This is a genomic window from Mycobacterium sp. SMC-18 (assembly GCF_045310895.1).
GTDB lineage: Bacteria > Actinomycetota > Actinomycetes > Mycobacteriales > Mycobacteriaceae > Mycobacterium.
In genome coordinates, this window is sequence record NZ_JBJIAL010000038.1 from 1 (window position 1) to 26,774 (window position 26,774).

Annotated in this window: 23 protein-coding genes, 12 tRNA genes and 1 pseudogene; 24 read left to right on the plus strand and 12 right to left on the minus strand. The window is 64.9% G+C overall.

What is annotated here, in order from left to right; translation table 11 throughout:
- Positions 1 to 89 precede the first annotated feature (89 nt).
- A complete protein-coding gene (locus ACJH6J_RS24015; RefSeq protein ID WP_406804631.1) occupies positions 90 to 734 on the plus strand; it encodes a nitroreductase family protein in 645 nt (214 codons plus the stop codon).
- Positions 735 to 807: 73 nt separating this feature from the next.
- On the opposite strand, the gene ACJH6J_RS24020 is transcribed toward ACJH6J_RS24015, so the two are convergent.
- Positions 808 to 1,386 (minus strand): HhH-GPD-type base excision DNA repair protein, encoded by a 579-nt coding sequence (locus ACJH6J_RS24020; protein ID WP_406775578.1) that lies wholly within the window; start codon positions 1,384 to 1,386, stop codon positions 808 to 810.
- A 542-nt stretch (positions 1,387 to 1,928) separates the two neighbouring features.
- A complete protein-coding gene (locus tag ACJH6J_RS24025; RefSeq protein WP_406804632.1) occupies positions 1,929 to 5,330 on the minus strand; it encodes a hypothetical protein in 3,402 nt (1,133 codons plus the stop codon).
- Positions 5,331 to 5,625: 295 nt separating this feature from the next.
- Between ACJH6J_RS24025 and ACJH6J_RS24030 the strand changes: the two genes are divergently transcribed.
- Positions 5,626 to 6,090, plus strand: a complete 465-nt coding sequence (locus tag ACJH6J_RS24030) for a hypothetical protein (protein WP_406776010.1) — start codon at positions 5,626 to 5,628, stop codon at positions 6,088 to 6,090.
- Positions 6,091 to 6,184: 94 nt separating this feature from the next.
- Positions 6,185 to 6,259: pseudogene (locus tag ACJH6J_RS24035) on the plus strand (DUF732 domain-containing protein); the annotation flags it as partial.
- A gap of 6 nt (positions 6,260 to 6,265) precedes the next feature.
- Here ACJH6J_RS24035 and ACJH6J_RS24040 read toward each other — a convergent pair.
- Positions 6,266 to 7,153, minus strand: coding sequence for a dihydrodipicolinate synthase family protein (locus ACJH6J_RS24040; RefSeq protein ID WP_406776011.1), 888 nt, complete (start codon positions 7,151 to 7,153; stop codon positions 6,266 to 6,268).
- 24 nt (positions 7,154 to 7,177) lie between these two features.
- Entirely contained in the window at positions 7,178 to 7,963 is a 786-nt protein-coding gene (locus ACJH6J_RS24045) for an aldolase (RefSeq protein WP_406804633.1), read from the minus strand.
- Between the two features lie 99 nt (positions 7,964 to 8,062).
- Here ACJH6J_RS24045 and ACJH6J_RS24050 point away from each other — a divergent pair, with 99 nt between their 5' ends.
- From ACJH6J_RS24050 to ACJH6J_RS24060, 3 genes are read left to right on the plus strand one after another with little or no spacing between them, the layout of a single operon-like run.
- Positions 8,063 to 8,593, plus strand: coding sequence for an XRE family transcriptional regulator (locus ACJH6J_RS24050; RefSeq protein ID WP_318986243.1), 531 nt, complete (start codon positions 8,063 to 8,065; stop codon positions 8,591 to 8,593).
- Positions 8,594 to 8,603: 10 nt separating this feature from the next.
- Positions 8,604 to 9,824 (plus strand): MFS transporter, encoded by a 1,221-nt coding sequence (locus ACJH6J_RS24055; protein ID WP_406784218.1) that lies wholly within the window; start codon positions 8,604 to 8,606, stop codon positions 9,822 to 9,824.
- Positions 9,825 to 9,868: 44 nt separating this feature from the next.
- Entirely contained in the window at positions 9,869 to 11,152 is a 1,284-nt protein-coding gene (locus tag ACJH6J_RS24060) for an acyltransferase (RefSeq protein ID WP_346415155.1), read from the plus strand.
- Here ACJH6J_RS24060 and ACJH6J_RS24065 read toward each other — a convergent pair.
- Positions 11,149 to 11,337 carry a DUF5302 domain-containing protein gene (locus ACJH6J_RS24065; RefSeq protein ID WP_226520921.1) on the minus strand — a complete coding sequence of 63 codons (189 nt, stop codon included), beginning with the start codon at positions 11,335 to 11,337 and terminating at the stop codon, positions 11,149 to 11,151. The two genes, ACJH6J_RS24060 and ACJH6J_RS24065, sit on opposite strands and share 4 nt — an antisense overlap.
- Before the next feature lie 18 nt (positions 11,338 to 11,355).
- Positions 11,356 to 11,799, minus strand: coding sequence for a PPOX class F420-dependent oxidoreductase (locus ACJH6J_RS24070; RefSeq protein WP_318986245.1), 444 nt, complete (start codon positions 11,797 to 11,799; stop codon positions 11,356 to 11,358).
- Between the two features lie 54 nt (positions 11,800 to 11,853).
- Between ACJH6J_RS24070 and ACJH6J_RS24075 the strand changes: the two genes are divergently transcribed.
- Positions 11,854 to 12,378, plus strand: a complete 525-nt coding sequence (locus ACJH6J_RS24075; RefSeq protein WP_406804634.1) for a DUF1697 domain-containing protein — start codon at positions 11,854 to 11,856, stop codon at positions 12,376 to 12,378.
- Between the two features lie 62 nt (positions 12,379 to 12,440).
- Positions 12,441 to 13,712: a solute carrier family 23 protein gene (locus ACJH6J_RS24080; RefSeq protein WP_318986247.1), complete on the plus strand. Its 1,272-nt coding sequence runs from the start codon at positions 12,441 to 12,443 to the stop codon at positions 13,710 to 13,712.
- On the opposite strand, the gene ACJH6J_RS24085 is transcribed toward ACJH6J_RS24080, so the two are convergent.
- Positions 13,685 to 16,828: a cytochrome P450 gene (locus ACJH6J_RS24085; RefSeq protein WP_406804635.1), complete on the minus strand. Its 3,144-nt coding sequence runs from the start codon at positions 16,826 to 16,828 to the stop codon at positions 13,685 to 13,687. The genes ACJH6J_RS24080 and ACJH6J_RS24085 overlap by 28 nt on opposite strands.
- 34 nt (positions 16,829 to 16,862) lie before the next feature.
- Complete coding sequence (locus tag ACJH6J_RS24090; protein WP_406804636.1) at positions 16,863 to 18,368, minus strand: flavin-containing monooxygenase; 1,506 nt, start codon at positions 18,366 to 18,368, stop codon at positions 16,863 to 16,865.
- 132 nt (positions 18,369 to 18,500) lie between these two features.
- Between ACJH6J_RS24090 and ACJH6J_RS24095 the strand changes: the two genes are divergently transcribed.
- The 15 genes from ACJH6J_RS24095 (at position 18,501) to ACJH6J_RS24165 (ending at position 21,844) form a co-directional block, all read left to right on the plus strand.
- A complete protein-coding gene (locus tag ACJH6J_RS24095; protein WP_406776019.1) occupies positions 18,501 to 19,697 on the plus strand; it encodes a PucR family transcriptional regulator in 1,197 nt (398 codons plus the stop codon).
- Positions 19,698 to 19,757: 60 nt separating this feature from the next.
- A complete protein-coding gene (locus ACJH6J_RS24100) occupies positions 19,758 to 20,021 on the plus strand; it encodes a hypothetical protein (protein WP_406776020.1) in 264 nt (87 codons plus the stop codon).
- 182 nt (positions 20,022 to 20,203) lie between these two features.
- Positions 20,204 to 20,293 (plus strand) — tRNA-Leu (locus tag ACJH6J_RS24105).
- A gap of 5 nt (positions 20,294 to 20,298) precedes the next feature.
- Positions 20,299 to 20,372: transfer RNA gene (locus tag ACJH6J_RS24110), tRNA-Leu, on the plus strand.
- 3 nt (positions 20,373 to 20,375) lie between these two features.
- A tRNA-Lys gene (locus ACJH6J_RS24115) sits at positions 20,376 to 20,447 on the plus strand.
- 55 nt (positions 20,448 to 20,502) lie between these two features.
- A complete protein-coding gene (locus ACJH6J_RS24120) occupies positions 20,503 to 20,997 on the plus strand; it encodes an HNH endonuclease (RefSeq protein WP_406776021.1) in 495 nt (164 codons plus the stop codon).
- Positions 20,998 to 21,055: 58 nt separating this feature from the next.
- A tRNA-Asn gene (locus ACJH6J_RS24125) sits at positions 21,056 to 21,131 on the plus strand.
- Position 21,132: 1 nt separating this feature from the next.
- Positions 21,133 to 21,216: transfer RNA gene (locus ACJH6J_RS24130), tRNA-Tyr, on the plus strand.
- A 4-nt stretch (positions 21,217 to 21,220) separates the two neighbouring features.
- Positions 21,221 to 21,292, plus strand: a tRNA-Gln gene (locus ACJH6J_RS24135).
- A gap of 5 nt (positions 21,293 to 21,297) precedes the next feature.
- Positions 21,298 to 21,382, plus strand: a tRNA-Ser gene (locus tag ACJH6J_RS24140).
- Positions 21,383 to 21,384: 2 nt separating this feature from the next.
- Positions 21,385 to 21,461 (plus strand) — tRNA-His (locus ACJH6J_RS24145).
- A gap of 60 nt (positions 21,462 to 21,521) precedes the next feature.
- Positions 21,522 to 21,598 (plus strand) — tRNA-Ile (locus ACJH6J_RS24150).
- 1 nt (position 21,599) lies between these two features.
- Positions 21,600 to 21,687: transfer RNA gene (locus tag ACJH6J_RS24155), tRNA-Ser, on the plus strand.
- A gap of 3 nt (positions 21,688 to 21,690) precedes the next feature.
- Positions 21,691 to 21,762 (plus strand) — tRNA-Arg (locus tag ACJH6J_RS24160).
- Between the two features lie 5 nt (positions 21,763 to 21,767).
- Positions 21,768 to 21,844, plus strand: a tRNA-Ile gene (locus ACJH6J_RS24165).
- 185 nt (positions 21,845 to 22,029) lie between these two features.
- On the opposite strand, the gene ACJH6J_RS24170 is transcribed toward ACJH6J_RS24165, so the two are convergent.
- On the minus strand, positions 22,030 to 22,392 hold the full coding sequence (locus ACJH6J_RS24170; RefSeq protein WP_406776022.1) for a GntR family transcriptional regulator: 363 nt from the start codon (positions 22,390 to 22,392) through the stop codon (positions 22,030 to 22,032).
- A 61-nt stretch (positions 22,393 to 22,453) separates the two neighbouring features.
- Here ACJH6J_RS24170 and ACJH6J_RS24175 point away from each other — a divergent pair, with 61 nt between their 5' ends.
- Complete coding sequence (locus tag ACJH6J_RS24175) at positions 22,454 to 23,182, plus strand: NAD-dependent deacylase (protein WP_406804637.1); 729 nt, start codon at positions 22,454 to 22,456, stop codon at positions 23,180 to 23,182.
- Here ACJH6J_RS24175 and ACJH6J_RS24180 read toward each other — a convergent pair.
- The 3 genes from ACJH6J_RS24180 to ACJH6J_RS24190 are packed head-to-tail and all read right to left on the minus strand — an operon-like array spanning position 23,169 to position 26,682.
- Positions 23,169 to 23,798, minus strand: coding sequence for a bifunctional 2-polyprenyl-6-hydroxyphenol methylase/3-demethylubiquinol 3-O-methyltransferase UbiG (locus ACJH6J_RS24180; protein WP_064859959.1), 630 nt, complete (start codon positions 23,796 to 23,798; stop codon positions 23,169 to 23,171). The genes ACJH6J_RS24175 and ACJH6J_RS24180 overlap by 14 nt on opposite strands.
- Before the next feature lie 2 nt (positions 23,799 to 23,800).
- Positions 23,801 to 24,469, minus strand: coding sequence for a TetR/AcrR family transcriptional regulator (locus ACJH6J_RS24185; protein ID WP_406804638.1), 669 nt, complete (start codon positions 24,467 to 24,469; stop codon positions 23,801 to 23,803).
- Positions 24,466 to 26,682, minus strand: coding sequence for an MMPL family transporter (locus tag ACJH6J_RS24190; RefSeq protein WP_346415164.1), 2,217 nt, complete (start codon positions 26,680 to 26,682; stop codon positions 24,466 to 24,468). Before ACJH6J_RS24190 ends, ACJH6J_RS24185 begins: the two co-directional genes overlap by 4 nt.
- Positions 26,683 to 26,774 lie beyond the last annotated feature (92 nt).

The window sequence follows — 26,774 nt, forward strand, 5'->3', positions numbered from 1 at the left end:
CACACCCAGCCAACCAGACACCCCAATCACAGGCCGACAGCAGCTGACCGTTCTACACCCTCAATCATGAAGAGCCGATTTACGACGTCATGCGCACGACCGGGGCTGTCCGCAAGTTCAGCGGCGAGCCCCTGCCCGACGACGTGCTCGAGCGCATCCTCGACAACGCGCGCTTCGCCCCGAGTGGCGGCAACCGGCAGGGCGCGCGGGTGATCGCGGTCCGTGACGTCGAAACCCGCAAGAAGCTGGGCGAACTGTCCAAGCCGGGCGCCCGGCAGTACATCGCTCAGATGGCCGCCGGCGAAGGGCCGTGGAACCCGTTGCAGCCCTGCGGGGTTGATCCGGCGGTCGTGGCGGCGACCCCGGTACCCGATGGCATGGTCACCGGGACGCTGCTGGGCGCCGAGGTCGTGCTCGCGGTGTGCCTGGACCTCGGCGTGGCAGCGGCGTTCGATCAGCACCTGGACCGCATCGGTGTGATCAGCGGCGCGTCGATCTACCCCTTCGTCTGGAACATCCTGCTGGCCGCGCGCAACGAGGGCTACGGCGGCGTGCTGACGACCATGGTGGTCGCGCAGGAGCCCAAGGTGCGCGAGCTGCTCGGCATCCCGGACAACTACGCCGTCGCGTGCATGCTGCCGCTGGGCAAGCCCGTCAAGCAGGTGACGAAGCTGACCCGGCGTCCGGTTTCGGAGTTCACCACCCGCGAGCGGTTCGACGGTCCGCCGCTCTGATCGCGTCGAGCGTGGGGCTTGACGAGGGGAATCGCGAGAATCTCCTCGTCATCCCCCACGCTCGAATCAACACTCAGGCCTTGGCGGCCTTCGCCACTGCTTTCATCTGCTTCTTGTAGGCGCGAACCTGGTCCAGTGAGCCCTTGTCGACGACGTCGGCGACGGACATGTGCGTGCCCTGCTTGCCGTAGTCGCCGGCGGCGGCGCGCCAGCCCTCGGGTGTGACGCCGTACTGCTTGCCGAGCAGCGCCAGGAAGATCTTGGCCTTCTGCTCACCGAAGCCGGGCAGCGCCTTGAGCCGGCGCAGCACCTCTTTACCGTCGGGGTTGCCGGTGGTCCACAGGGCCGCGGCGTTGCCGTCGTACTCGTCGACGATCACCTGCGACAGGGCCTGCACGCGCTTGGCCATGGAACCCGGAAAGCGGTGCACCGCAGGGGTTTGCGCGAACAGCTCGGCGAACTTGTCGGGGTTGTACTCGGCGATCTCGCGCGCATCGAGCGAGCCCATCCGGTCCTCGAGCTTCTTCGGCCCGGCGAACGCCACTTCCATCGGAATCTGCTGATCCAGGAGCATCCCGACCAGCAGTGCGAACGGGTTGGACTCGAGCAGTGCGTCGGCGGACGGCTCCTGAACCAGCTGCAGCTTCGACATCACGTCAGTTTAAAGCCTGCGAATGCAGTCGCGACGGAACACCGGTGATGGTCGGAGGAGCCAGACCAGGGTCGCGAAAACGCAGACTTGCGGTCTAGACAAAGGCATAACCGAGGGCATCCGCTCCAAGCGCGATTCTATGGAGGCCGGACACCGAATAGCATCGGCTACGCCGACCACGGAGCTCAGTCGACTCCTGAGTCTCCTGAGAGTTCGGTCCCGCAGGGTTTGCCCTGCCGTTCCGGTACCGGTGATGGACGGACAAGACCAGGGTGGATAGCCTTTGAGCGTCGATAAAAATTCCTGCGCTCGCCTGCCGAAACCGACGCCGAGCGGACCTAAAGCGACCCACGCCGACATGCAGAGCTTCCATCATCGGCAAGGCCGCCGCTCAGCCGTCAGCAAGGCCCTACTGCCGGAATCCGCCAGGTTGTCCGGGTTCGGGTTCGGGCCGTCCCCTTTCTCAAGCAACCGAAGCAACCCCCCTGGGTGGCCGCTTAGCCGCGAAGCGCACGACCATGCCGTATCGGCACTGTGAGCGGTTAGTCAAGGAACCGCACATGCGACTTGTCTATTCGGCCATCGAAGGGCGCGATTGCATACCTCGACAGATGAGTATTTATTTCCGATATGAAAGATTGAAGATTCCCGAGAGGATCCTCGACGACGTCGCCGTCAAAAATACGAAAGTTCTGCAAGTACGTCGTAAACATCGGATCCGCAGCATCGAGACATAACAACTGCAGGTTCTGCAATGCTTTAATAATTCCAAGATCCGCTGTGGGCATAGCCTCCAACAGGACTCCGCGGACGCTGAAGTACCATTGAACCAAAGCGTGGCGACAGTTGAGCGGATATCCACGACGGTCCAGTACGGAAAAGGGCCCCAATCGATCCCGTCGTATATACAAGATAATATTGTCTTCTTCGTATGGCAGGAATAGCCCCGGCGGGAACGGATACAGATCGTGAACATCCGCCGTGTTGCCAGAGCGAACAGCGTAAGTTTCGCCATCGGCGTTGACGACCAGCTCCAAATGTAAGCACATCAAACCCCTGGATAAACAATCGAACGCGTCCTGCCCGCTAGCCCCCAGTATTCGGGAATCGACGATTCGGGACTCAAAATCTAGCGCCACGCGCCCGCCCTCGCTGCATATGTCCTGAATGTTACGGACGGATAGCAGTCTGTCATCTACCGTTCGTATGATCGGCTCGCATAGCCAGCCATCTCCCGCCACAATTAGCGGGTCGCCAACAATATCGCCGAGCGTCCACTTCTTGTAGCCATACTGGGCGATCCTTCCTGTTCCGTCTGTCGTGCCGTCGATGTCCACGACGCCGGGAGCTACCAACCGTCGCTCCGGCTGTGTTGCACGTAGAAGAGCTAGCACTATAGCGGAATACAAGACGAACGGCGCCCCCTTGATCTGATCCCGGGCCACGTTAAGCTCCGGACGAAGGCTGTTCTCTAGACATATCTCGCCGTAGACCCGTGCGAATTGCCCAGCGACGCCCGCTGGCGATGGTTCTGCCAAGTCATTGACCCCGCTCGCCCACCACCTATACTCCATCCAGTACGAAGATGTACTTGGCCGTGGAAGTCGAACGCCGTTATGGCTCCAGGCGTGTAACGAATTACCATGAAAGCCGATTCGGTCTAATACCTGCTGCCAATCAACGACACCCCGAAGTTCTCCTATTATCCCGGATTCGCCTTGACTTCCATAGATCTTTTCGACGTCATCCTTAAGCCTCAACTCCTCAATTCCCACTTCTTCGATGTCTCCGTGAAGTTCCTGACGCAGCGCGGCTACTAAGCGGGAAACGGAAGAGTGACGATCGAAGAAATTTAATTTTAGGTTTGATAGCGGGAGATTAGGCACGCCAATTGGCCTCAAATACACAGTAGAATCGAAAGCAACTTTGAACATACTCTCTTGAACCATTCGGCTCGCGCCCGAAAGACTGTTCCATTCCTCGAAGTTCTTGAAACCGGGAAATTGACTCAGCGCCAAACTCTTTGTTGCGGCCGTCAACTTGCGGGCGTCCACAGAAACGACGAATCCTCGTCCGCTAAGTCCTTCGATGGTAATCGCGGGATCGATCTTGAATGTGGTGATACGAACTTTAATGTCGAGAATTCCGTCAATGATATCCTGTGGCAACTCGGCATCTAACTGGCCGCGCAGTGTTTCCAGTACCGTCTCAAGATTCCATTGCACTGGCACGTCGAATGATTGCGTAGGCGCGTCTTTCCAGGACGTTGGCCGACCATCCTCGATCAAGTTGCCGTTGACCCGAACGGGTACGGCGGTGCCGAGCAGGTGCGATCGTACTAATTGATCAAGGTGAATAACCGGGCTAAATTTACGCGGATCAATGCGTACCGCTATCGAAGTGCCGGGCTGTGATCTGTACCCGAATTCGGGTCCTACGGGGCCAGGAAATGGATGTGGCGTGTCAGGCGGTTCTTGAACGATCGCAAAGCCAGACAGTTCATTGAAGGACATCCGCAGAGGGGCGTCAACTCGAGAATCAGCAAGCTGTCGACGGGTCGACAGCTCGACAAGGTCGCCTACCATGAAGACTGAAAGAAGACCTACACCAAATCGTCCAATGGACACAATTGACGGTTTTTCCACTATCCCCGTTCTGACAACGTCGGCCTGGAATTCCTTGGATAAATAGTACGATCGACCGATTTTCAAGAGGAAATTCTCCACGATGTACTGATTCATGCCGATGCCATTATCATCGATCCGGATCCACTGCCGGCCGTCTTTGTCTGTCCAACTCGAGCAGTTTATCTCCCACCCTGCATCAACCGAATTGGTGCCCGATATCAAACTCCGCGCTTGAGTGGCGTCTATCGCGTTTTGGATGAGTTCTCGAATGAACACGAGAGGATCACCGTATAGGCGCTCACCCATGAAGAGCTCTAGAATCGATTCGCGGTCGAAATCAAACCTAAATTCGCCATATTTATAACCCTGACTGATGATGCCCCGCCGATCCACCTTGGTTGGCAACACAAAATCTGACCACCGATCAGAACAATATCTAATTATCCGCTGACAAAATGCCAGCTCTTGGTCGATGACATCGATGAAATTTCGCACGTCGCTCTCCACGGCCGGATTGTCGGGACCGCACTGCAGTTGGAGAGACCTACTCCCGTCTCGATTCGTTCCGAATTTGAATCCTTCCGAACTTAGATGTTTACGCCATTCGATATCGCTCTCAGCGGTTCGAGGGTCTGCCCGCATTCCTATACCAAGCGCCCGATAGATGCTGTCGGGCGACCGAGAATTATCGAAGTCAAGAATGTCCGCTATCCTCAAGATTATTGCGCAGAAACGAAGATCACATTCCCCTAAGAGGAAATCAGACGTGAATTCATCGCTCTTCAAATCATCGGCTGGGTAGCCGTGACTCTGACATACTTTGCCGAGGTAGTTTCGGATCGATATCTTTCCCCACTTAAACCATTCCTGGTCAAGCGCGTTAGAGCTCAAGAAATCGTAAACTCGATCTGGGTGTCTCCATCGGCAATAACCTTCAGCAATTGAATCGCTGAGTTCGCCACTCTCACGGAACGCTAAGTAGTGCTCAGGATGGTGGCGCAGATAGGTGTCAAACGACCCTTCCTTGCTAATCCTGGTCTTCTCATCTTCAGTGAAGACCATTCCAATATCGTGATAGTAGGCCGACAGTATAAGAAACGCCGATTCGACTGCCGTGAGGCGACTGATGTCATTATCGAGCAATTCTTCCATAAGTTTGATGACGTTTTCAGCATGTACGCAATTGTGCAGTGTGTACGTCGGAAAGGTATCTCTGACCAGATTGAGCATCCCGGACGCATATTCGACGAGCTTCTTTGTTTTCGCGATAGAGTCCGCGGTGCCTTTTGCTTCGAGGTTGGCCCACAGTGTCGTCATGTGCCCTTTTCGTTCGTATGGTCGCAAATCTGCCTCAGCACCGCACGATCACTTCGGCGCGTGACGCAAACCGGCGATGCGCCGGCGCTCTCCATACTTCTACATCAGACTCATGCGCATCGCTGTTTCAGCATCACAGGAGCCCGGTTTCGAAAGGCGACGGTTCTGAACCGATGAAACTTGCGCATGGCGGAGGGCTACAGCCCAATAGCCGCACTGCGTTCGCCCCCTGTGTCGCCCATACCCGCGACGCTGCGGTCTGAGTGCAATCGCGAGGTTCGAGTACGATTCCCTCGTGGGAGACAACAACGAAAAGCTAGATGCCGTTGTGTTGGAGCGATACAAGTACATCAACAGCCAACTCGCTGCTTTGAACGATTCAGCGCACAAGTTCTTGAGTTTGTATCAAACGCTGACGGCAGCGATCGTGACCGCCGGTCTTGCCCTGTTCGTCGGGTATCGAGGCTGGGGCATCAGCGCCGATAACGCCCACAAGGGCTTGATCGGCTTGTTGTTGCTTCAAGCGATCGTGGCGGCGTTCACATGCGCCTTCCTGTTAGCAGGCGTCGCTTCCTGGCTGGATTACCGCAGGGAAGAAGTGACCTTGCTCAGGGACTATCTCGATCAGTCGTTCCGCGAAGCCCCAAAGATCCGAAATTTCTATCGCTGGTACGAGACGTACATGGTCCTGTTGGTAGTCGCCTCCGCTGTCGTGATCAGCATCCTGGCATTGACCCGACTGTCGCCAGCAATGAAGTAAGGAAGCTGTATCTGGTCTGTCGGTGTTGACAACCAGAGCTGTTCAATCGCCAGTCCAATCCAAACACGCTAACGCCGATCAATTACAGCCCGACCGAGGCGTCATCGGGCCCGGCGCGCAGCAGCGCGTGATGGACGTGGCCCGCAAGTACGCCTGCCCGGTTCAGTAGGCGTACTCAGGCGCTGGCCAGCAGGCCCTTGAGTTCGGCGCGGCCGTCCTCGTCGAGCGGCAACAGCGGCGGGCGCGGGTCACCGGCATTGCGCCCCAGCAGATCCAGCCCGGCTTTGACGGTCGTCGGCAGACCACCGGCGACGATGAAGCGCAGCAGCGGCGCGAGATCGTCGTAGATTTCCTGCGCCCGGTCCCGGTCGCCACGTCGCACCGCGTCGTACAGCTCGACGCAAGGCTGCGGGCGCAGATTCGGTGCGGCCGTGCACCATCCGGACGCGCCGGCGAGCAGCGCGTCGAGCACCAGTGGGTTGCTTCCGTTGTAGAACGGCAGCGCTCCTTCGGAGAGCTCCTTGATACGCAGCATCCGGGTGAGGTCACCGGTGGATTCCTTGACCATGCGCACGTTCTCGATGTCGTCGAACATCCGCACCAGCAGTTCCGGAGCCATGTCGATGCCACTGGTGGCGGGGTTGTTGTAGACCATGATCGGCAGGTCGACGGCGGCCGAAATACTGGCGTAGTGCTGGAAAATCTCGCGCTCGTTCAGCTTCCAGTAGGAGATCGGCAGCACCATGACGGCATCGGCACCGGCCTGCTGCGCGTACCGTGCGCGCCGAATGGTGTTGGCAGTGGTCAGATCTGACGCGCCGACGATGACGGGGACGCGACCGGCGACGGCGGCGACCGTGGTGTCGACGACGGCGTCGAACTCGTCCTCGGTGAGGTACGCCGATTCGCCGGTGCTGCCCAGCGGAGCGATGGCGTGTGCGCCGGTGCTGACGAGTTGCTCGACGACGGCGGCCAGCGTCTCGGTGTCGACATTGTTTCCGTCAGCGGTGAACGGGGTGATCGGGTAAGCGATGATGCCGTGAATCCTGGGTGTCTCGGTCATGGGTCAGGTCCTTTCCGGGGTTGGTCAGTGGTCGAGGGCGTCGGGGTGGCGCACCAGGGCACGGCGCGCGTAGTAGGCGAAGTTGGCGACGCTGCGTTTGGGCGTCAGGGTCCAGTCGTGGGCCTCGCGGGCCAGCCGGTCGGGCAGCGGTGCGATGGTGCCGGCAGCCATGGCGGCCAGCTGGAGCTTGGCCCCGCGCTCGATGAGCATGGCCAGCGAGCAGGCTTCCTCGACGCTGGCCCCGGCCACCACCTGACCGTGATGGGCCAGCAGGATCGCCTTCTTGTCCCCCAGCGCGCCGGAGATGATCTCGCCTTCTTCGTTGCCCACCGGCACGCCCGGCCAGTCCTTCAGGAAAGCGCAGTCGTCGTACAGCGGTGCGATGTCCATCTGCGACACCGCCAGGGGCACTTCGAGCATCGACAGCGCCGCGACGTGGAACGGGTGCGTGTGCACGATGCAGTTCACGTCCGGCCGGGCCCGGTAGATCCACGAGTGAAAGCGGTTGGCGGGGTTGGCCATTCCGCCGCCGTCGAGGACGTTGAGGTCTTCGTCGACCAGCAGCAGGTTGCCCGCGGTGATCTCGTCGAAGCCGAGTCCGAGCCGCTGCGTGTAGTAGGTGCCCGGCTCCTCGGCGCGGGCGGTGATCTGCCCGGCCAGACCCGAGTCGTGGCCGGCGTCGAACAGCGCCCGGCAGGTCAGCGCCAGCTTCTCGCGGACCGTCAGGGCGGATTCGGCGATGTGGCGGTTCAAGCCCTCCTCGGCGCGCTGCATCAGTTCGCTCTTGGAGTCATGCATGGTGTCGGTCATTCGGAACTCCTCTCGTCCTCGTGCGCAATCGCATTCGATGACACATTGCCGACTGTAGGACACAAAGTGTCATGCAGTCAATGCGGTATCCTCGGTGCCGTGAGTGGCTTGTTGCGAGCGGTGCGCCAGCAACGCGGGATGACGCTGGAGGAACTGGCAGCCGGTACCGGGCTGACCAAGAGCTACCTGTCCAAGGTCGAGCGCGGCCAGAGCGTGCCGTCCATCGCCGCCGCACTGAAAATCTCGCGGACCCTCGATGTCGATGTGGCGCAACTGTTTTCCGACGACCCGGAAGTCAGCACCTTCGCCGTCGAGCGCGCCGCCGACCGCGGCACCGCCCGCAATCACGCGATCGCCGCGGGCATGCTCGGCAAGGCCATGTCGCCGTTCGTCGTGCGCCCGGGCCGCCAGTTCGCCGCCCATGCCCACCCGACGCATCCCGGCCAGGAGTTCGTGTTCGTCCACTCCGGAACCATCGAACTCAACTACGACGGCCGCCTCGTGGAACTGTCCGCGGGCGACTGTGCCTATTTCGACGCCGCTACGCAGCACAAGCTCCGTCAGGTCGGCGACGATACCGCCGAGGTGATCGTCGTGACATCGCCCGCGCCGCCGCGCACGGTCCGATGAGCGCCGCGGAATGCCAGCGGGTCCCGCGCGTGTTGCCCTACCCGTGCTCCAGACTCGAACCGTGACCTCGCGCCTCGGCTTCCCGCTGCTCGCCTACGCCTTCGCCGCCATCATGTTGGGCACCACGCTGCCGACGCCGATCTACGCGCTGTACGCCCACGAACTGCACTTCGCGGTCCTGACGACGACGGTCATCTTCTCGGCCTACGCCATCGGCGTGCTCGCGGCGCTGCTGTTGTTCGGCCGCTGGTCCGACGCCGTCGGCCGGCGGCCGGTGCTGATCGCGGGTGCGGTCGCCGCCATCGCGAGCGCCGTCGTCTTCCTCTATGCCGACAGCGTGCCGTTGCTGCTGGTGGGACGCCTGCTGTCGGGGTTGTCGGCGGGCATCTTCACCGGTACCGCGACGGCCGCCGTCGTCGAGTCCGTGCCGGAGGAGCGGCGCGAGCAGGCCGCGGCCGGCGCCACCATCGCCAACATCGGCGGACTGGGCGCCGGACCCGTCGTGGCCGGCCTGCTGGTGCAGTACGCACCGCACCCGTTGCAGCTGCCGTTCGTCGTCCACATCGTGCTGGCCGTTCTGGCCATCGCCGCGGTGTGGCTGGTCCCCGAGACCTCGAGCCGGGCCGGCCGGATCGGTTTCCAGCGACTGTCGGTCCCCGCCGAGGTCCGCGCCACGTTCGTCCTCGCTGCCACCGCCGCCTTCGCCGGATTCGCCGTGATGGGCCTGTTCACGGCGGTGGCGCCGTCGTTCGTCAGCAGCGTCATCGGCATCGACAACCACGCCGTCGGCGGTGCCGTCGCGGCATCGATCTTCGCCGCCTCCGCCGCCGCGCAATTGGCCGGCCGCCGCCTGCATCCGCCGCGGGCCGTCGCGCTGGGCTGCGCGATCCTCGTGGCAGGGATGGCGATTCTGGCTGTGGCCCTGCAATTTTCATCGCTGGCGGGTCTGCTGGTCGCCGCTGTCGTGGCCGGCATCGGGCAGGGCATCAGCTTCAGCCGCGGCTTGGCAGCCGTCGTGGAAGGCACCGCGACCGAGCGTCGCGCCGAAGTCAGCTCGACGTACTTCGTGGTGGCCTATGTGGCCATCTCGTTGCCGGTCGTCAGCCTCGGTTTCGCCGCGCAGCGGTGGGGTCTGCAGGCGGCCGGGGTCAGCTTCGCCGTCATCATCGCGGTCCTGGCGGCTGTCTGTCTGGCTGCCGTTCTCTGGCAGGAACGCCGCAGGTCAGCCTGATTTGAGTAGCAATACCTAGGGGTCGCGCCCTTACGTTCGAAGGCATGACCACCCGCGTCTTCCCTTCTGCGGCCGAGATCGCGCAGCGCACCCCCGCCGACCGTGACCGCGCCATCGACGTCATCCGCATCGTGTCGCTGGTCGGCGTCGTCGCCGGGCACACGATCATGGCGACCAGCATCATCGACGACGCGGTCTTCCGCTGGGGCAACCTGCTGACCACGTCCGTGGTGTTCCAGGCGCTGACCTGGGTGTTCCAAATCATGCCGCTGTTCTTCTTCGCCGGCGTCGCGGCCTCGGTCGGCTCGTACGGGAGCGGGACGAGCTGGGGTGGATGGCTGCTCAAGCGCTGCACCCGGCTGTACCGACCGGTGTTCTACTACCTGGCCTTCTGGGCCGCGGCGTTGCTGATCCTCAAGCCACTGCTGCCGATCCACGTCTACGAACCCGTCGCCGGCATCAGCACGCAGCTGTTGTGGTTCCTGGGCGCCTATGTGCTGGTGCTGGCCGCGGTGCCGCTGCTGGCGCGCATCACGACGTCCGGCGGGCTCATCGCTTCCGTGGCGGGCACCTACGCCCTCGTCGCGCTCGTCGACACCATCCGCATCAACGACCACTCCTGGGCTGCGTTGGGCTATCTGAACTTCGTGGTGTGGCTCATCCCCGGCATGCTCGGGGTGGCGTATCGCCGCGGGCTGCTGACCACCACGGCCGCCCTGCGCGTCGGCATCGGGATGCTCGCGGTCAACGTGGCGCTGGTCTGGATCGGCCCGTATGAGCTGAGCCTCGTCGGCATCGAGACGCAGCACATCAAGAACATGACGCCGCCGTCGCTACTGCTCGCCGGTCACGCAATCATGATGTGTGCGTTCGCGATTGCGGCCGCCCCCGCCATCAGCCGCTGGGCTGCCCGGCCGCAGGTGTGGCGGCTCGCGGTGATCGGCAACACCGGCGCCATGACGCTGTACCTGTGGCACATGCCCGCCCTGCTCGGCATGCACCTGGCCTTCGACTTCGCGGGCCTGCCCCGCTACCCCGGCCAGCCGCATTTCCTGGTCCTGAGCGTCTACCAGATGACGATCATGACGGCGCTGGTCGCCGGGCTGTTCCTGCTCCTGCGCCCGCTGGAGAACAACCCGTTGCCGCTGTGGGACGGCGGCCGGGTCGCGGCACCGGGTTGGCGCAGCGCGATCGTCGGCACCCTGTTGGTCGTCGCCGGCGCCGCCACCCTGGCGTCAGTCGGCTGGGGCCTGAAAGACACCGGCCTGCAGTGTGTTTCGGTGATGCTCGTGACCCTCATCGGGGCCCGCGCGTTGGCGCGGGATTAACCGCTCTTGCGGCGGAATTCGCGGCGGCCACCGCCGACCGCGCCGTGCGACTTGGATTGCTTGGCCCCGCCGTCCTGGTGGGCAGTGCCGCCGGCAGAGCCGGCCTTCTTACGCTCGAGCGCCTCGCGGAACTTGCGCTTGGTCTCGTCGGACGATGCTGAACCTTCGGCGGAGTTCTCGGCCATGCACGCAGACTAGCGCGTTCAGCGCACGCCCGGAGGCAGCCCGTACAAGTGAGTGATGGGCATGGTGAGCAGGACCCGGCGGTCGGCCACCATCGCCCGGCGATAGTCGTCCCAGTCCGGGTGCTCGCCGGAGATGTTGCGGTACAAGGCAATCAGACCTTCTACCGTGTCGTCATCGGGTGCCGCGGCAGGCGGACTCAGCACCGCGTTCCCCTCGGCCACCGCGTACGCCCACCCGTCGTCGGAGCGGACGTAGATCGAGGCCCGGGCGTCGCGCCGCAGATTGCGCGTCTTGGCCCGGGGCTCGGTGACCGACACCCCGATGGTGACGGCCCGTGGATCGAAGTAATAGGACACGTTGGACAACTGCGGGCGACCGTCGCGCTTGATGGTGGCCAGCACGCCCAGCGAATTGTCACTGATCAGCGCGAGCAGCTTGTCTTCGAAGACCTGACGGGTCATGGCTCCCAGCGTACGGGGCAACTGCCTACCATTGGGTGTCATGACGGAGTTGGGATGACGCGCTACGCGGTGTTTCTGCGCGGCGTCAACGTGGGCGGCGTGAACCTGAAGATGGCCGAGGTCGCCGCCGCCTTCCGCGAGGCCGGCTTCGATGACGTCAAGACGCTGCTCGCCAGTGGCAACGTGGTGCTGTCCAGCTCGGCCAAGGCTGCGACGGTACGTACGAAAGCCGAAGCGGCGCTGCGGGAATCGTTCGGGTACGACGCCTGGGTGCTGGTGTACCCCATCACGGAGCTCCGGACCATCTCGGCGGACTACCCATTCGAGCGTGAGGTCGAAGGGCGCCATTCGTACATCACGTTCGTCAGCGATCCGGACGTGCTCGACGAACTCGCGGCGCTCGAACCGGTGGGCGACGAATCGATCAGCCGCGGTCACGGCGTCCTGTACTGGCAGGTGGCTCGCGGCGACACCCTGAGCAGCGCGATCAGCAAGACCATGGGCAAGAAGCGCTACAAGTCGTCGACCACCTCGCGAAACCTGCGGACGGTCGAGAAGGTCCTGGCTGCGGGCGAATAGCTCAACCCGGCCAAACGTGCTGACAGACGGCGAAAGTGAACCGGGTCCGGCACTATGACCGGATGATTCCGCTCTCCTGGACGCCGGTCGGACCGGACGCCGCCGTCGTCGGCCCCGATGAACGGCTCAGCTGGCCCCGCACCATCGGTATCGGTGCCCAGCACGTGGTGGCGATGTTCGGCGCCACGTTCCTGGTGCCGGTGCTGACCGGTTTCCCGCCGGCCACGACGCTGTTGTTCTCCGGCGTCGGCACGATCGCGTTCCTGCTCATCACCGGAAATCGGCTGCCGAGCTATCTCGGGTCGAGCTTCTCGGTAATCGCACCGGTCACCGCCGCGGTCGCCGCGCACGGAACCGGCAGCGCGCTGGGCGGCCTGATCGCCGTGGGCCTGCTGCTGATCCTGGTCGGCGGGGTGGTGCATCTGGTCGGCACGCACTGGCTCGATGTGACGCTGCCGCCGGTCGTGACCGGTGCGATCGTCGCCCTGATCGGTTTCAACCTGGCACCGGCGGCGAAGAACAACTTTGAGAAGGGGCCGCTGGTCGGGCTGGTGACGCTGGTGCTGTTGGTCGCGACCCTGGCGTTCTTCCGTGGCATCATCGGCCGGCTGGCGATCTTCCTGGCCGTGGTGGTCGGCTACCTGCTGGCACTGGCTCTCGGCGAGGTGAACACCGCGGCCATCGCCGCCGCCCCGTGGATCGGGCTGCCCGAATTCCACGGGCCGTCGTTCAGCCTGGCGGTCCTGCCGATGTTCTTGCCGGCGGTGATCGCGCTGATCGCCGAGAACATCGGGCACGTGAAATCAGTGGGCCAGATGACCGGGAAGGATCTGGATCCACTGATGGGCCGGGCGTTGGCGGCCGACGGCGTGGCCACCGTGCTGGCCGGTGCGGGCGGCGGTTCGGCCACCACCACGTACGCCGAGAACATCGGCGTGATGGCGGCGACCCGCATCTATTCGACGGCCGCGTATTGGGTCGCTGCTGCCGTGGCCGTCGCACTGTCGTTGTGTCCCAAGGTCGGTGCGGCCATCTCGGCCATTCCGCCGGGCGTGCTGGGCGGGGCGACGATCGTGCTCTACGGTCTGGTCGGCATCCTCGGGGTGCGGATCTGGCTGACCAACCACGTGGATTTCTCGCAGCCGATCAACCAGATGACCGCCGCCATCCCGCTGATCATCGGCATCGCCGACTTCACCTGGCAGGCCGGACCGTTGACGTTCACCGGCATCGCGCTCGGTTCCGTTGCGGCGCTGGTGATCTACCACGGCATGCGCGGGCTGACCGCCCTGCGCGGCACGACCAGTCAGCCGGCCCAGACGTCCTCGACGTAGCGGTCGGTGCTGACCAGTCCGGCGAGCCAGGCGCGGGCTGCCTCGTCGTCGGCGCCGGTCTTGCTGCGGTAGATGTCCTGGAACGCGGCGCGCACGGCGGGCGCCATCCGGGCACCGTCGCCGCACACGTAGACGTGGGTGTCGTTGTCCGGGTTTCCGAGCATGTCCCAGACTTCGTCGGCGTCCGCGGCGATCCGGTCCTGCACGTACTTGACCTCATCACCGGCCCGCGAGAACGCCGGACGCATCCGCACGACGCCGAGACGTTCGGCGTCCTCGGCCTCGTGGCGGAACAGGTAGTCCACGTCGGGGTGCCGCACGCCGAAGAAACACAGCGCGGCGGTGAACGGCTCCCCTGCTTCCAATGCGCCCAGCCGGTCTCCGATGAAGCCCCGGAACGGGGCCACACCCGTCCCGGCGCTGACCAGGATGACGTTGCGGGTCGGATCGGCGCCCGCCCGGAAGGCCTGCCGAGCCGGGTCGACCCGCATCCGAATCTGCTGTCCCGGCACAGCATCCGCGAGGTAGCTGGATGAGACGCCGCGGAAGACACCGGAGCCGGACCGGGCCGGCCCTTCCAGCACCCCCACGACCAGTTCGACTTCCCGGACGCGGCGGCGCGACGAGGTGGCGATCGAATAGTGCCGCGGGGACATCGGTTCGAAGAGCTCCAACAACTCTTGGCGGCTCAGCTTGGTGGCCGGGAACTCCGCCAGGCAGTCGGTGATGCTCAGTGCGCGGGCCTCGGGGTCGTCGGCCAGGGCGGTCAGCGCGGCCCGTTCCGGCGGACACGGGTTGGCGGCCGCGAGCCGTAGCAGCTGACTGCGGGTCGCCGGCTTGCGCAGTTCCAGGAAGTGCGTAAGCAGTTGGCGCACAGTGACTTCCCGGTCGATCGGGATGGCCCGCCGGGTACTGCGCCGTGGATTGATCGAGATGCGACGGTCGAGGCGCAGGTCCAGCAGTTCACCGACCTCGTCGACCAGGGCGGGGCTGTTGTCCGGCAATACGGTCAGGTGGTCGCCGGTCTGATAGTCGACGCCGTCGGGCAGCGCGATCCGGATGAGCCGCTTGTCCTGCCCGAACTCGGAGCCCGTGTCCACCAACGGAATGTTGTCCAACACCGTCGCCGGTTGCACTTGATGGCGGGCATCGATCGCGGCGGTAACCGGCCCGTCGATGGCGCGCAGATCGTAGAGCGGCTCATCGGCCACGGGCTCATCGGCGGCGACGGCGCCGAAGACACCGCCGAGCGCATTCCACAGTGCCACCGAGAAATCCTCGACCACACCAGCGAAGTCGCCCGAGGTGTCGGCTTCGGCCATCGGAAGCAGTTGTGTGGCACCGAGTTCCACGAGCCGGGCGTCGATGCGCCGCGGTATCGCCAGGTATGTCTCGGCCCAGTTCCGGTCTCCGACACCGAGTACCGCGTACGGCACTGCCGGTACTTGATCCGCCGACCCGTCCAGCCAGTCCACGAACGTCCGGGCATCGTCGGTCGGCATCCCGTTGTACGACGCGGCGACGATCACCACCGCCCCCTGGTCCGGCAGTGCCGCGGTTGCGGAATCCAGTGCGGCGACGGTCGTTTCGTAGCCGAGGTCGACGGCCTCGTCACCGAGTTGCTGCGCCAACGACCGGCAGTTTCCGAGGTTCGAACCATGCAGCACAAGCAGTTTCGTGCCCGGCGGCACGGTCGCGCGGGATTGTGTCACCGGCGCGGCAGCGACGGCCGCCGGAGCTTGGCGGCGCTCCTCCGGGGTGCGGCGGATGAGTTCGACGTAGAACCCCTCCGGCTTGCGCAACACATCACTGTGGGTACGCAGCGTGTAGTGCCCGACGTCGACGAACCGGTAGCGGTGCACCAGAGTGGCGATCGCCATGGTCGCTTCGTGCAGCGCGAACTGGCGGCCGATGCACGACCGCGCACCGGTGCCGAACGGCTTGAACAGGTTGACCGGCCGCTGCCCCGCCCGGTCTGGCGCGAACCGGTCCGGATCGAAGATCTCGACGTTGTCGCCCCACTCCGGTTGCCGATGCAGTGACGACGTTAGCACCGTCACGGCTTCACCCTGGCGCACCGGGTACTTGCCACCGATGACGGTGTCCGACAAGGCCATTCGATCGAATTCCCGCACCGGCGGGGACAGGCGCAGCGCCTCGTCGATGATCTGGCGGATGTAGGTGAGCTTGCCGATCTCGTCGAACGCCGGCACGTGGTCGTCGTCGGGGCCGAACACCGCGTCCGCCTCGGCCTGCGCGCGGTGCAGCACCGCCGGGTTCTTGACGATGCTGTACAAGGCCGTCGGCATCAGTATCGACGTCGTGTCCTGGCCGGCAACCAGGAACGTGGCGATCTGATTGCGAATGCTGTCGTCGTCGAGGATCGGTGTCCCGTCGGGACCGGGCTGCAGCATCAGGGCCAAGAGATCGTCGAGATCCACTTCGCCCGCGCGGTGCTGCGCGATCAGGTCCGCGATGAAGCTGAACAGCTTCCCGCGCTCGGTCTCGAACACCGCCTGGTCGGCGCCCGGTCCGAGCAGTATCTGGTTCAGGGTGGCTGCGAAACTCGCTGGGATGTCGGCGAGTCCGTCGTGCTGATAGGAGTCGAACCGGGCCCCGAAACCAGCCAGACCGACGGTGTCCATGGCCAGCTTCGCCAGATCACCGGCCACGTCCACCGTCCGCGTGCCGACCGCCGCGTCCCACTGTGCGATCAGTTGCCGGTTGATGTCGAGCATGGCGGGGTGATAGCTGCGCAGCCCGCTGAAGCTGAAGCCGGGGATCAGGACGTCGTGAGCTTCCTGCCAGCCCTCCTCGCCGGGGTACGCGGTGAACAGCCCGTTGCCGACCACCGGGCGGAACCTGGCCAACCGGCCCGTGAGTGCTTTGCTGAACCGGCTCTCATCGCAGAGTTCGTCGACCAGTGCCAGCGAGCAGGCATAGAGGCGGCGGCCGGGCCCGAGGTCGGCGTAGAACAGTGGGCCGTACTGCTCGGTGAGCAAGTCCAGCGGCAACGAATAAGGCCGCCCGGGCACTGGCCCGGGCGGCAACTCGACACCGACAGCTGAAGGGACACCGGGAATCTCGGGCGGCACCGCTGGCGAGAAGCTCTCCATTCACGCCAGTGTAAACGGCCGCCCTGAGAGCAGATCAGGAAACCGGCGCGAACGCTTGAACTTCTGCGCGACGGGCGGCGGCGAACCGCAGGTTCGGATCCGTGACCGCGCCGTGCCGCAGCACCTCGCGGTCGAAGTTGTAGTTCATCGACATCACCCAGGGGCCAGCGGCGCCCTGCCGCGGCAGCGTGTCCGCGACCCGCTGCACGTATCCCGCCGCGAAGTCCAGCAGCGGCTTGGTTTCCATGCCCGCATCGTCGAACTCCGGCCGGACGCTGTCGAATCCGCGTTCGTCCATGTGGCTCAGCAGTCGGCAGAAGTGCTCGCACAGCAAGCCGACCTTGAGCGTCCACGACGAGTTGGTGTAGCCGAAAGCGAAGGCGAAGTTCGGCACACCCGACAGCATGATGCCCTTGTAGGCGACGGTTTCCGAGAGGTCCACCGCCTGACCGTCGACGGTCAGCGTCATCCCGCCGAACAGCTGGACGTTCAAACCGGTTGCGGTGACGATGATGTCGGCATCCAGGTGCTGCCCGGATTCCAGTTCGATGCCGGTCTCGGTGAAGGTCGCGATCCGGTCGGTGACCACCGCGGCCTTGCTGCTGCCGATCGCCTTGAACAGGTCGGCGTCGGGCACCGTGCACAGGCGCTGGTCCCACGGCTTGTAGTCGGGGCTGAAATGGGTGTCGACGGGATAGCCCGCGGGCAGCTCGCGGGCGTTGGTCCAGCGAATCAACCGCCGGGCGGCGGCCGGGTACTTCTGGCAGAAGGTGTAGACGGCGCGCTGCCGGATGACGTTCTTGCGCCGGGCCAGCGCGTAGCCGCGGTCGGCGCCGAGTACGCGACCGGCCACGTTGGCGAACGCGTCTTTGGACGGCACCGGAAGGATGTACGTCGGCGACCGCTGCAGCATGGTGACGTGCGCGGCCTTGGCCGCCATCGACGGCACCAGCGTCACCGCGGTCGCCCCGCTGCCGATGATGACGACCTTCTTGCCGGTGTAGTCGAGGTCCTCGGGCCAGTGCTGCGGGTGCACGACCTGGCCGCCGAAGCGGTCGCGGCCCGGGAACTGCGGGGTGAAGCCCTGGTCGTAGCGGTAGTAGCCGCCGGCACAGAAGAGCCAGTTGGCGGAGATTTGCACCAGTTCGTCGGTGTCGGTCCGCTCGACGTCGACCAGCCACCGGGCGGTGCCGCTGTCCCACGCAGCCCCGAGCACCTTGTGGTGGAACCGGATGTTGCGGTCGATGTTGTTCTCGCGCACCGTCTCTCGTAGGTAGGCGAGGATCTTGTCGGCGGAGGCGATGGCGTCCTCGTCGCGCCACGGCTTGAACTCGTATCCGAAGGTGTGCAGGTCGGAGTCGGATCGAATGCCGGGGTACCGGAACAAATCCCAGGTGCCGCCGGTCGCGCCGCGGGATTCCAGGATCGCGTACGACAGTCCGGGATGCTCCTGTTGCAGGTAGTAGGCGGCACCGATGCCGGAGATGCCGGCGCCGACGATCAGGACGTCGACCTGGGTTGTGTTGGCGGTGTGCTCCATTGCGAACTCCCTGTTGGCGGTGATGGGGTTGGCCATAATGGTGGCGCGCGACGAGCCCCCGGCTGAAGGTCAAAACGTCTCAACTTTGGCTGCTTGCGGTGCAAAATGCACCACACGCGATACGCTCACCCCATGGACGGCGCCCAGCCATCACCGCAGGTACGCGACCTGATCCGGCAGTGCGCGCAGGTCGTCGTCAACGCCCCTGCAGCATGGCTCGAAGAACTCGACCGCGCCGTGCTGGGCGCCAATCCGGCCATCGCCTCCGATCCGGAACTGGCCGCGGCCGTCAGCCGGAGCAACCGCTCGAACCTGTTGTTCTGGGGTGCGGCCAACGTGCGCGATCCCGGCGCACCGGTACCGCCCAACGCCGGCGCAGAGCCGATGAGCGTCGCCCGGGAAATGGTCCGTCGCGGCGTCGACTCGTACACCTTGGACGCCTACCGGGTCGGTGAAGGCGTGGCATGGCGACGCCTGATGGACATCGCCTTCGAACTGACCTCCGACCCCGTCGACCTGCACGCGATGCTCGACGTCTGCTCACAGTCGATCAGCGATTTCATCGAGGCCACCCTGGCAGCCATCGCCGCCCAGATCGAACTCGAGCGCGACGAACTCACGCGCGGCAGCCACGCCGAGCGGCGCGCCACCGTGGCACTGCTCCTGGAGGGCGCCCCGATCCCCCGTCCGCGCGCCGAAAGCCGCCTCGGATACGGCCTCGGCGGCACCCATACCGCGGCCGTCATCTGGACCGACAACCCGGATGGTGACCTGTCTCAATTGGACCGTGCCGCTGAAACTTTCGGGCGTGCCGCCGGTAGCCGCCCGCTCACGGTGCTGGCCAGTAGCGCCACCCGGTGGGTGTGGGCACCCGGCGCGGTCGACGTCGACGCGGTGGCCTCAGCCGCCGGAGCCGAAGTGCGCGTCGCGATCGGTTCCACCGGCACCGGGGTCGACGGGTTCCGGCGCAGCCACTTCGACGCCATCACCACCCAGCAGATGATGGCGCGCCTGCACTCACCGCAGCAGATCGCCGAATACACCGATATCGAACTCGTGGCGCTGCTCACCGCGGACGCCGACCGTGCGGCGGTATTCGTCAAACGGGTTCTCGGCGAACTGGAAGCCGCGAGCCCGGAATTGCGGTCCGCGGTGCGCGCGTTCGTCCATGAGCAGTGCAACGTGTCCCGTGCCGCGGCCAAGCTCTTCACGCATCGCAACACCTTGCTGCGCCGGCTGGCCCGTGCCGACGAACTGCTGCCGCGCCCCCTCGCCGACAACAGCGTCGAAGTCGGCGTCGCGCTCGACGTGTTGCACTGGCGCGGTTGAGGTTTCACCGCCGGAAATAACCACTCGGTTTTGTCGCCCGGCGCTGTTACCGTTGATTCCGTGGCTTTTCTGCATGACGACCAGCTCGCCGAGGTGTCTTCGACGCCGACGGCGGCTTTGTCGTACGCAGACACCGCCGGCTCCATAGCCCGGCACGAATCGAGTGAGCAGAGCAGCGTTTTCTGGCAGCCCATGCGCTTCCCGTCGTCCCGCCGTACTTCCGCCGCGCATGCCGGCGTGCGCGGCGGCCGGAAGCTCGGGCCAGAAGACAACTCTCACAAATTCCACAGCATTGCAGTTTTCCCTGGCAGGAACGTCGCCTGACGTTCCTGTAGTTCCTTGCACCCAATTGCGTTGCACAGCAACATATTTCGTGTACATATTCGCTCGACAACTCCCGCGTCGATGCGCATCATTGATCACACGCCGGATCGATCCGGACATGCAGTGCGGTACGAATCAGACTGCGCGGTAGGACCTTTGAGAACTTCATAGTGTTGGCATCTGCGCTCGTGGCGAAAACTACGGCAGACGCGCCCGGCTCAAACCCGGGTGCCGGTAGCCCCGGCGTGCAGGTTCAAATCCTGCCGAGCGCACGCATGCCCCGCTGGCCCAACTGGAAGAGGCACTGGATTTAGGTTCCAGGTGTTGGGGGTTCGACTCCCTCGCGGGGCACAGGCGCCGTTAGCTGAGCTGGGATAGCACCAGACTCTTAATCTGGAGACGGGGGATCGAAACCCTCACGGCGCACAGCACATTCATCACTGCCGGTGAGGTGTAACTGATCAGAAGGGAGGCACGCGGTATGACGCATTTTCGACAACACCAGGCCAGTCACCGGGCCGTGGCGGTGTACAACGCCGACTACCGCGTGCTGACCCACGTGAGCTGGCAGGAGGCGGTCCGGTTGCTGCTGCGGGGTTCGGTCTACGTGATCGAACGCCACAGTCCGGCCGTGCACATACACAGCCCGTCGACTGTCATCGAGCTGCCCGCATCCGTCGCGCTGCATCAGTACGTCCACGTGCCGTACCGGCCGCACAACCGGGTCACCCGTGACGGGGTCCTGGCTCGCGACGGCTACACCTGCGGCTATTGCGGTGGCCATGGCGACACGCTGGATCACATCGAGCCGGTGTCGCGAGGCGGGCAAGACACCTGGCTGAACCTCATTACGGCGTGCGCGCCGTGCAACGGCCGCAAGAGTGACCGCACACCGGAGGAAGCCGGTATGCGGCTGCTCTGGGAGCCCTATGAACCCCGCGATCGGGATCGCTACCGGGTCCCCGAATTGGTTTGAAACCCGTCGGGCGGGGCGGGAGGTCCGTCACCTCTCGCCTCGCCACGACGAAACATGTTGCCCCGTAGCTCAACTGGCAGAGCAGCTCCCTGTTACGGAGTAGGTTGCAGGCTCGACTCCTGCCGGGGTAGCCAAGCGTGCGCGGCGACGCGGGAGTGTCGCACCTGGCTGTAAACCAGAGGCCTTCAGGCACAGGGGGTTCGAATCCCTCCGCACGCACCGATGACCCGTGGTGTAACCGGTAGCACTGCTGATTTTGGTTCAGCCGGTTCAGGTTCGAATCCTGGCGGGTCAGCTTCAGGAAGACAGCGCGCCGTGGTGGCGCATCCCGTTTCGAAAACGGGCGCGGGGTGAAAGCCCTGGGGTTCGACTCCTCTGTCTTCCGCTGTGTGCGATGCCGAAGCGGTCGAGGCCCCAGGTTGTGAGCTTGGGCGAAGCGGGTTCGAGTCCCGTCGCACACCCCAACTTCGACAACGCCGCGGATTGCAGTCGCCCACTGACTGCAATCCGCGGCACTGACCCAATGTCCGGTAGCTCATCTGGTTAGAGCGTCGCCCTGATACGGCGGAGGCAGGTGGTTCAAGCCCATCCCGGACAACCACGGAGGCGTGGCAGAACGGTAATGCAGCGGCTTGCTAAGCCGTGGCCGCTGTCCAGCGGTTGTGGGTTCGACTCCCGCCGCCTCCGCCAAATGCCCCTGTAGCTCAACGGAAGAGCACCTGCTTTCGACGCAGATGGCTGGGAGTTCGAATCTCTCCAGGGGCGCGCATGCGCAGGTAGCTCAGTTGGTCAGAGCGCCGTCCTTATAAGACGGATGCCGCGGGTTCAATCCCCGTCCTGCGCACCACCCTCCGGCGGCAGTGCCAGGTCAAAGCCGTCACCAAGGGCTGACAATGTCACGTTTTGCGACAGCTCCCAGCGCGCACTCATGCGAAGCCCCGCAGCGGCCAGGAACTGGCGCGCGAATGTGCACACAGCTCGCCGGATCCGCGAAACGGGCGCTCTGCTCGCACACTCGCGAAGCACCCCGCCCTACTCGAACGCCGCGTCCAGATACCGCAGCGCGTCGGCTTTCAGCACGCCCAATGCCCGGGCGGTGTCGGCGAAGGCATTGGCCGCGTCCACCATGGCCGCGGCAGCCGGGTCGGCAGCCGCCACGAAAGTTCCAGACCTCCCCCGGGTTTCGAGGACCCCGGCGGTCTCGAGCTCGCGGTAGGCCCGGGCGACGGTATTGGCCGCCATTCCCAGCGTGCCGGCCAGGTCACGGACGGTGGGCAGCCGGGTCCCGGCAGGCAGCCGGCCGTCGCGAATCGCGTCGATGATCTGCAGCCGCAGCTGGTCGAACAACGGCCCCGCGTGCGGGTCGAGGTGCACCCACTCAGCGAAATCGGTCACCAGCCGAGTATGACCGATGACGAGGTGGCCCAGATCACCCAAGACCCGATAACGTGGTCCAATGCGGGTGACGGTGTTCAGCGGTGCGGGGATGTCCGCCGACAGTGGCGTGCCGACCTTCCGGGACGCCGAGACCGGACTGTGGGCCAACACCGACCCCTACGAGATCTCGAGTTCGGACGCCTGGCGCCGCCACCCCGAGCGGGTGTTCGCCTGGTATCTGTGGCGCCACCACATGATGGGCAACGTGTCCCCCAACGACGGCCACCGGGCCGTGGCTGCGTGGCAGGACTACACCGAGGTCGACATCGTCACCCAGAACATCGACGACCTGCACGAGCGCGCCGGCAGCACACGGGTCCATCATCTGCACGGCAGCCTGTTCCACTTCCACTGCGACAGTTGCAAAGCCGAATTCGAAGGTACGTTGCCGCCGATGCCGGAGCCCGAGATCGCCATCGAACCGCCGGAGTGCTACTGCGGCGGCTTGGTGCGGCCCAATGTGGTCTGGTTCGGCGAGAACCTGCCCTCCGACGCGTGGAACAACTCCGTCGCCGCGGTCAGCGCGGCCGACCTGGTCATCACCGTCGGTACGTCGTCGGTGGTGTACCCGGCGGCGTCATTGCCGGAAGCCGCGGTGCAGCAGGGCATTCCGGTCATCGAGGTGAACCCGAAGCCGACCCCGTTCTCGGATCAGGCCACGGTATCCCTGCGCGAAACCGCGGCCACCGCGCTGCCGACGCTGTTGCAGCGGTTGCCCGAACTGCTGCCGACGATCAAGCAGGCCTGACGGCGCGGCCCAGCGCCACCTCGGCCAGCGGCACCCAGCCCGGCAGCATCAGCACGCGCCGGGCATCCGAAACCTCGAAACCCGCACCGACGATGCTCTGCTCGGTTTCCCGGTGTGCGTGACAGTTGCCGGAAATCTTGGGCCAGAACGTCGAATCCAGGAAGCGCTGCACCCGGCCCCGCACCCCGCCGCTGGCGACGTGCTCGAAGTAGCGCAGCTCACCACCGGGCTCGAGCCGTGAATACACCTGCCGCAGCACACTTTCCGGCTGGTCGACCGAGCACAGCACCAGGGAGCACACCACGGCGTCGAAAAGATCGGCGCCGTCGAAGTTCTCGACGGTCTCGGTGCGGACCGTCACCGGCACCGGCGCGGTCAGTGCCGCCTTCCGGGCCAGCGGCGCCAGCCGGACCTCCGGCTCGACGGCCACCACCTCGGTCACGGTGTCCGGATAGAACGCGAAGTTGGTTCCGGTTCCGGCACCGATCTCCAGCACCCGGCCGCGGAGCCCGGCCAGATTCTCCTGCCGCAGTCTGGTCATGAACTTGCGCTCACGCGACGACATCGCGATCCACATGCGGGCGAAGAACGGGTTGTCCACCGAGGTGTCGGTCATCGTCAGGAGCCTTTCAGTCGCTCGACCAGCTGTTGCGGCGCCACATCCGGTCCGCCCAGTCCTCTCACCATGCCACCGAGGCACGCGGCGCTGAGTACCCGGTCCGCGAACTCCTCGAGATCACCGAACGGCAGATACGGCCGCGAGATGAACAACGCTGCCAGACCGTGCGCCACCGTCCACAACCCGAGCGCCGTCACCGTCACGTCGCCGGCCGGATAGCTGCCCTCGTCCATCAGCGCCTGCACCGAATCCCGCATGTGCACGAACGCCGCGGTGTTAAGGGCCTGGTCCACGTCGCTGTCCGGATGCCCCTCGGACATCATGGCGATCCGGTAGAGCTCGGGGTTCTGGCGGGCGAACCGGACGTATGCCAGCCCTTGCGCGCGCAGCCGGTCGATGGTCGTCGGTTGCTCGGCGGCCACCTGCTGCATCACGGCGTCCAGTCGCTCGAAGTACCGGCCGCACACCGCGTCCAGCAAGGCGTCCTTGTCGGCGAAATGCAGGTAGATCGATGGCGGGGTGACGCCCACCCGCTGTGCGACGGACCGGATGGACACCGCCTTCTCCTGGTTCGATTCCAGGAGAATTTCGGTTGCCGCGTCCAGGATTTCGTCGCGCAGCTGGTCTCCGGACCCGCGCGGGGCACGACGCCGTTTGGCCGCTGTCATCGCGCGCCGCACTCCGACAGCTGGGGCGCCGATTCACTGATACCGATGCGCTTGTGCAGCCGCGCCAGCGGCGCCGGCGCCCACCAGTTCCACCGTCCCATCAGGTGCATGAACGCCGGCACCAGCACCGTTCGTACCAGGGTGGCATCCACGAGGACGGCGATGGTCAGGCCGAGCCCGAACATCCGCATGAACGACACTTCCGCGGCGATCAGCGCGCCGAACGAAATCGACATCACGAGCGCCGCCGCGGTGATGACCCGTCCGGTGTGGGCCAGGCCGAGCGCGACGCTCTCGTCATTGTCCTGTTCGACGAGCCAGAACTCCCGGATGCGGGCGACCAGGAACACCTCGTAGTCCATCGACAGCCCGAACGCGATGCAGAACAGCAGCACCGGCATGTTGGATGCCAGCGTCCCCGTCGCCGTGGTACCGAGCGCGCCGAGGTGACCGTCCTGGAAGATCCAGACCAGCGCACCGAATGCCGCGGTGAGTGAAAGGACATTGAGGACAACGGCTTTCACCGGAAGGACCACGCTGCCGGTGAGCAGGAAAAGCAGCCCGAGTGTGATGACAGCGATGACGGCCAGCACCCACGGCAGCCGGTCGGTGACGGCCTGCACGCTGTCGTGACTGATCTGAGCGACGCCCGCCAACTGCACCAGCCGCCCGTCCGGTCCGCGAACGGCGTGCACCGCATCGAGCTGCGCCTGAGACGCGTCCGAGAACAGCGGCGCGCTGCTGCCGACCGTCAGGAAGGCGCTGCCGTCGACGATCGCCGCGCCGGGACCGGCCGGCCCCACTTTCCGGCCGCCGACGAAAGTGCCAGTGGGCGAGGAGACTTCGGTGACCGCGGCGACGCGCGAGACATCGGCGGCGTACGTATCGAAAGCGGCCGGGCTCAGCCCAGCGGCGTCGGGAATGACGGCCGTGATGTCGGTGGCGGAGTTGTTGGCGAAGTCGTTGCGCAGCTGGTCCCCCAACTGGTGTGCCGACGCCGTGGTCGGTAGTACCCGCTCGTCGGGGAATCCCCACTTCGCGCCGAGGAAGGGCGCGCCCAGGACCAACAGCAGTGCGACGACGGCGAGGCTCGCCGAGACCGAGCGGCGCATCACGGCCTTGGCGGCGCGGTACCAGAACAATTCCTGCACGGGTTTGGGCGTGGTGTCGCGCCGGAACAGGTGCGGCAGGCTGAGGGAATCGAGCCGGTCGCCGAGGAGCCAGATGGCGGCCGGCGTGACGATCACCGCGGCCGCGGCGGCGAATGCGACCGTCGCGATGCCGGCGTACGCGATGGAGGTGAGGAAGTACATCGGGAACATCAGCATCGCGGCCATCGACAGGCCGACCGTCGTCGCCGAGAACAACACGGTGCGGCCCGCGGTGACCATGGTGCGGATCAGCGCCTGGTCCCGCGGCTGGCCCTCGGCCACCTCGTCGCGGTAGCGACTGATGATCAGCAATGTGTAGTCGATGGCGAGGGCGAGCCCGAGCGCGGTGGCGACGTTCAGCGCGAAGACGGACACGTCGGTGAAGAACGTGATGGTCCGCAGCACCGCCAGGGTGCCGGTCATCGCCAATCCGCCCACCAGGATCGGCAACGCTGCAGCGACCAGTCCCCCGAACACCCACACCAGCACCAGGAAGCTGAGCGGTATCGCGATGGACTCCATCAGCAGCAGATCATGTTCTGTCTGGGTGTTGATCTGGGAGTAGATGATCGCCCCGCCACCGGCCTTGACGGTGACGCCGGGCCGGTCGTGGACGACCTGGTCGGCGAGTTCCTGGGCGTACTTCTGCGCGTTGTTCTCGCCGCCGTTCATGCCGGCCACGATCAGCCCGGACTTGCCGTCCTTGCTGATCAATTCCCCGGCCGCGGCCGGCGGCACCGTCCAGGCCGAAGACACGTAGGCGACGTGCGGCGAAGCCTTCAGATGGTCGACGATCTCGCGGGCGGCCGCGGAAGCCGCCGGGCCGTGGACCCCGTCAGGCGCCGTGACGGTAACCAGCATCGGCATGTCGCCCTGGTGGAACTTGGTGGCCAGCAGCCGGCTGGCTTGTGCCGACTCGGACTTCGGATCTTGGAAGCCGCCCGCGGGCAGGGTCTTGACGACCGGGACACCGAAGATCGCCGCGGCGATCAGGACCAGCCCCGCGACGGCCAGAATTCTCTTCGGCGCGGCGATGGCCAGCAGCGCGATGCGGTTCAGCATGCAGTCCCCTTCTGCTAACACCGCTAAGTTATCGTCGATAACTCAGACCTGTCAATGCTCACTCACCCCTGGTCACGAGATTTATTGACGTC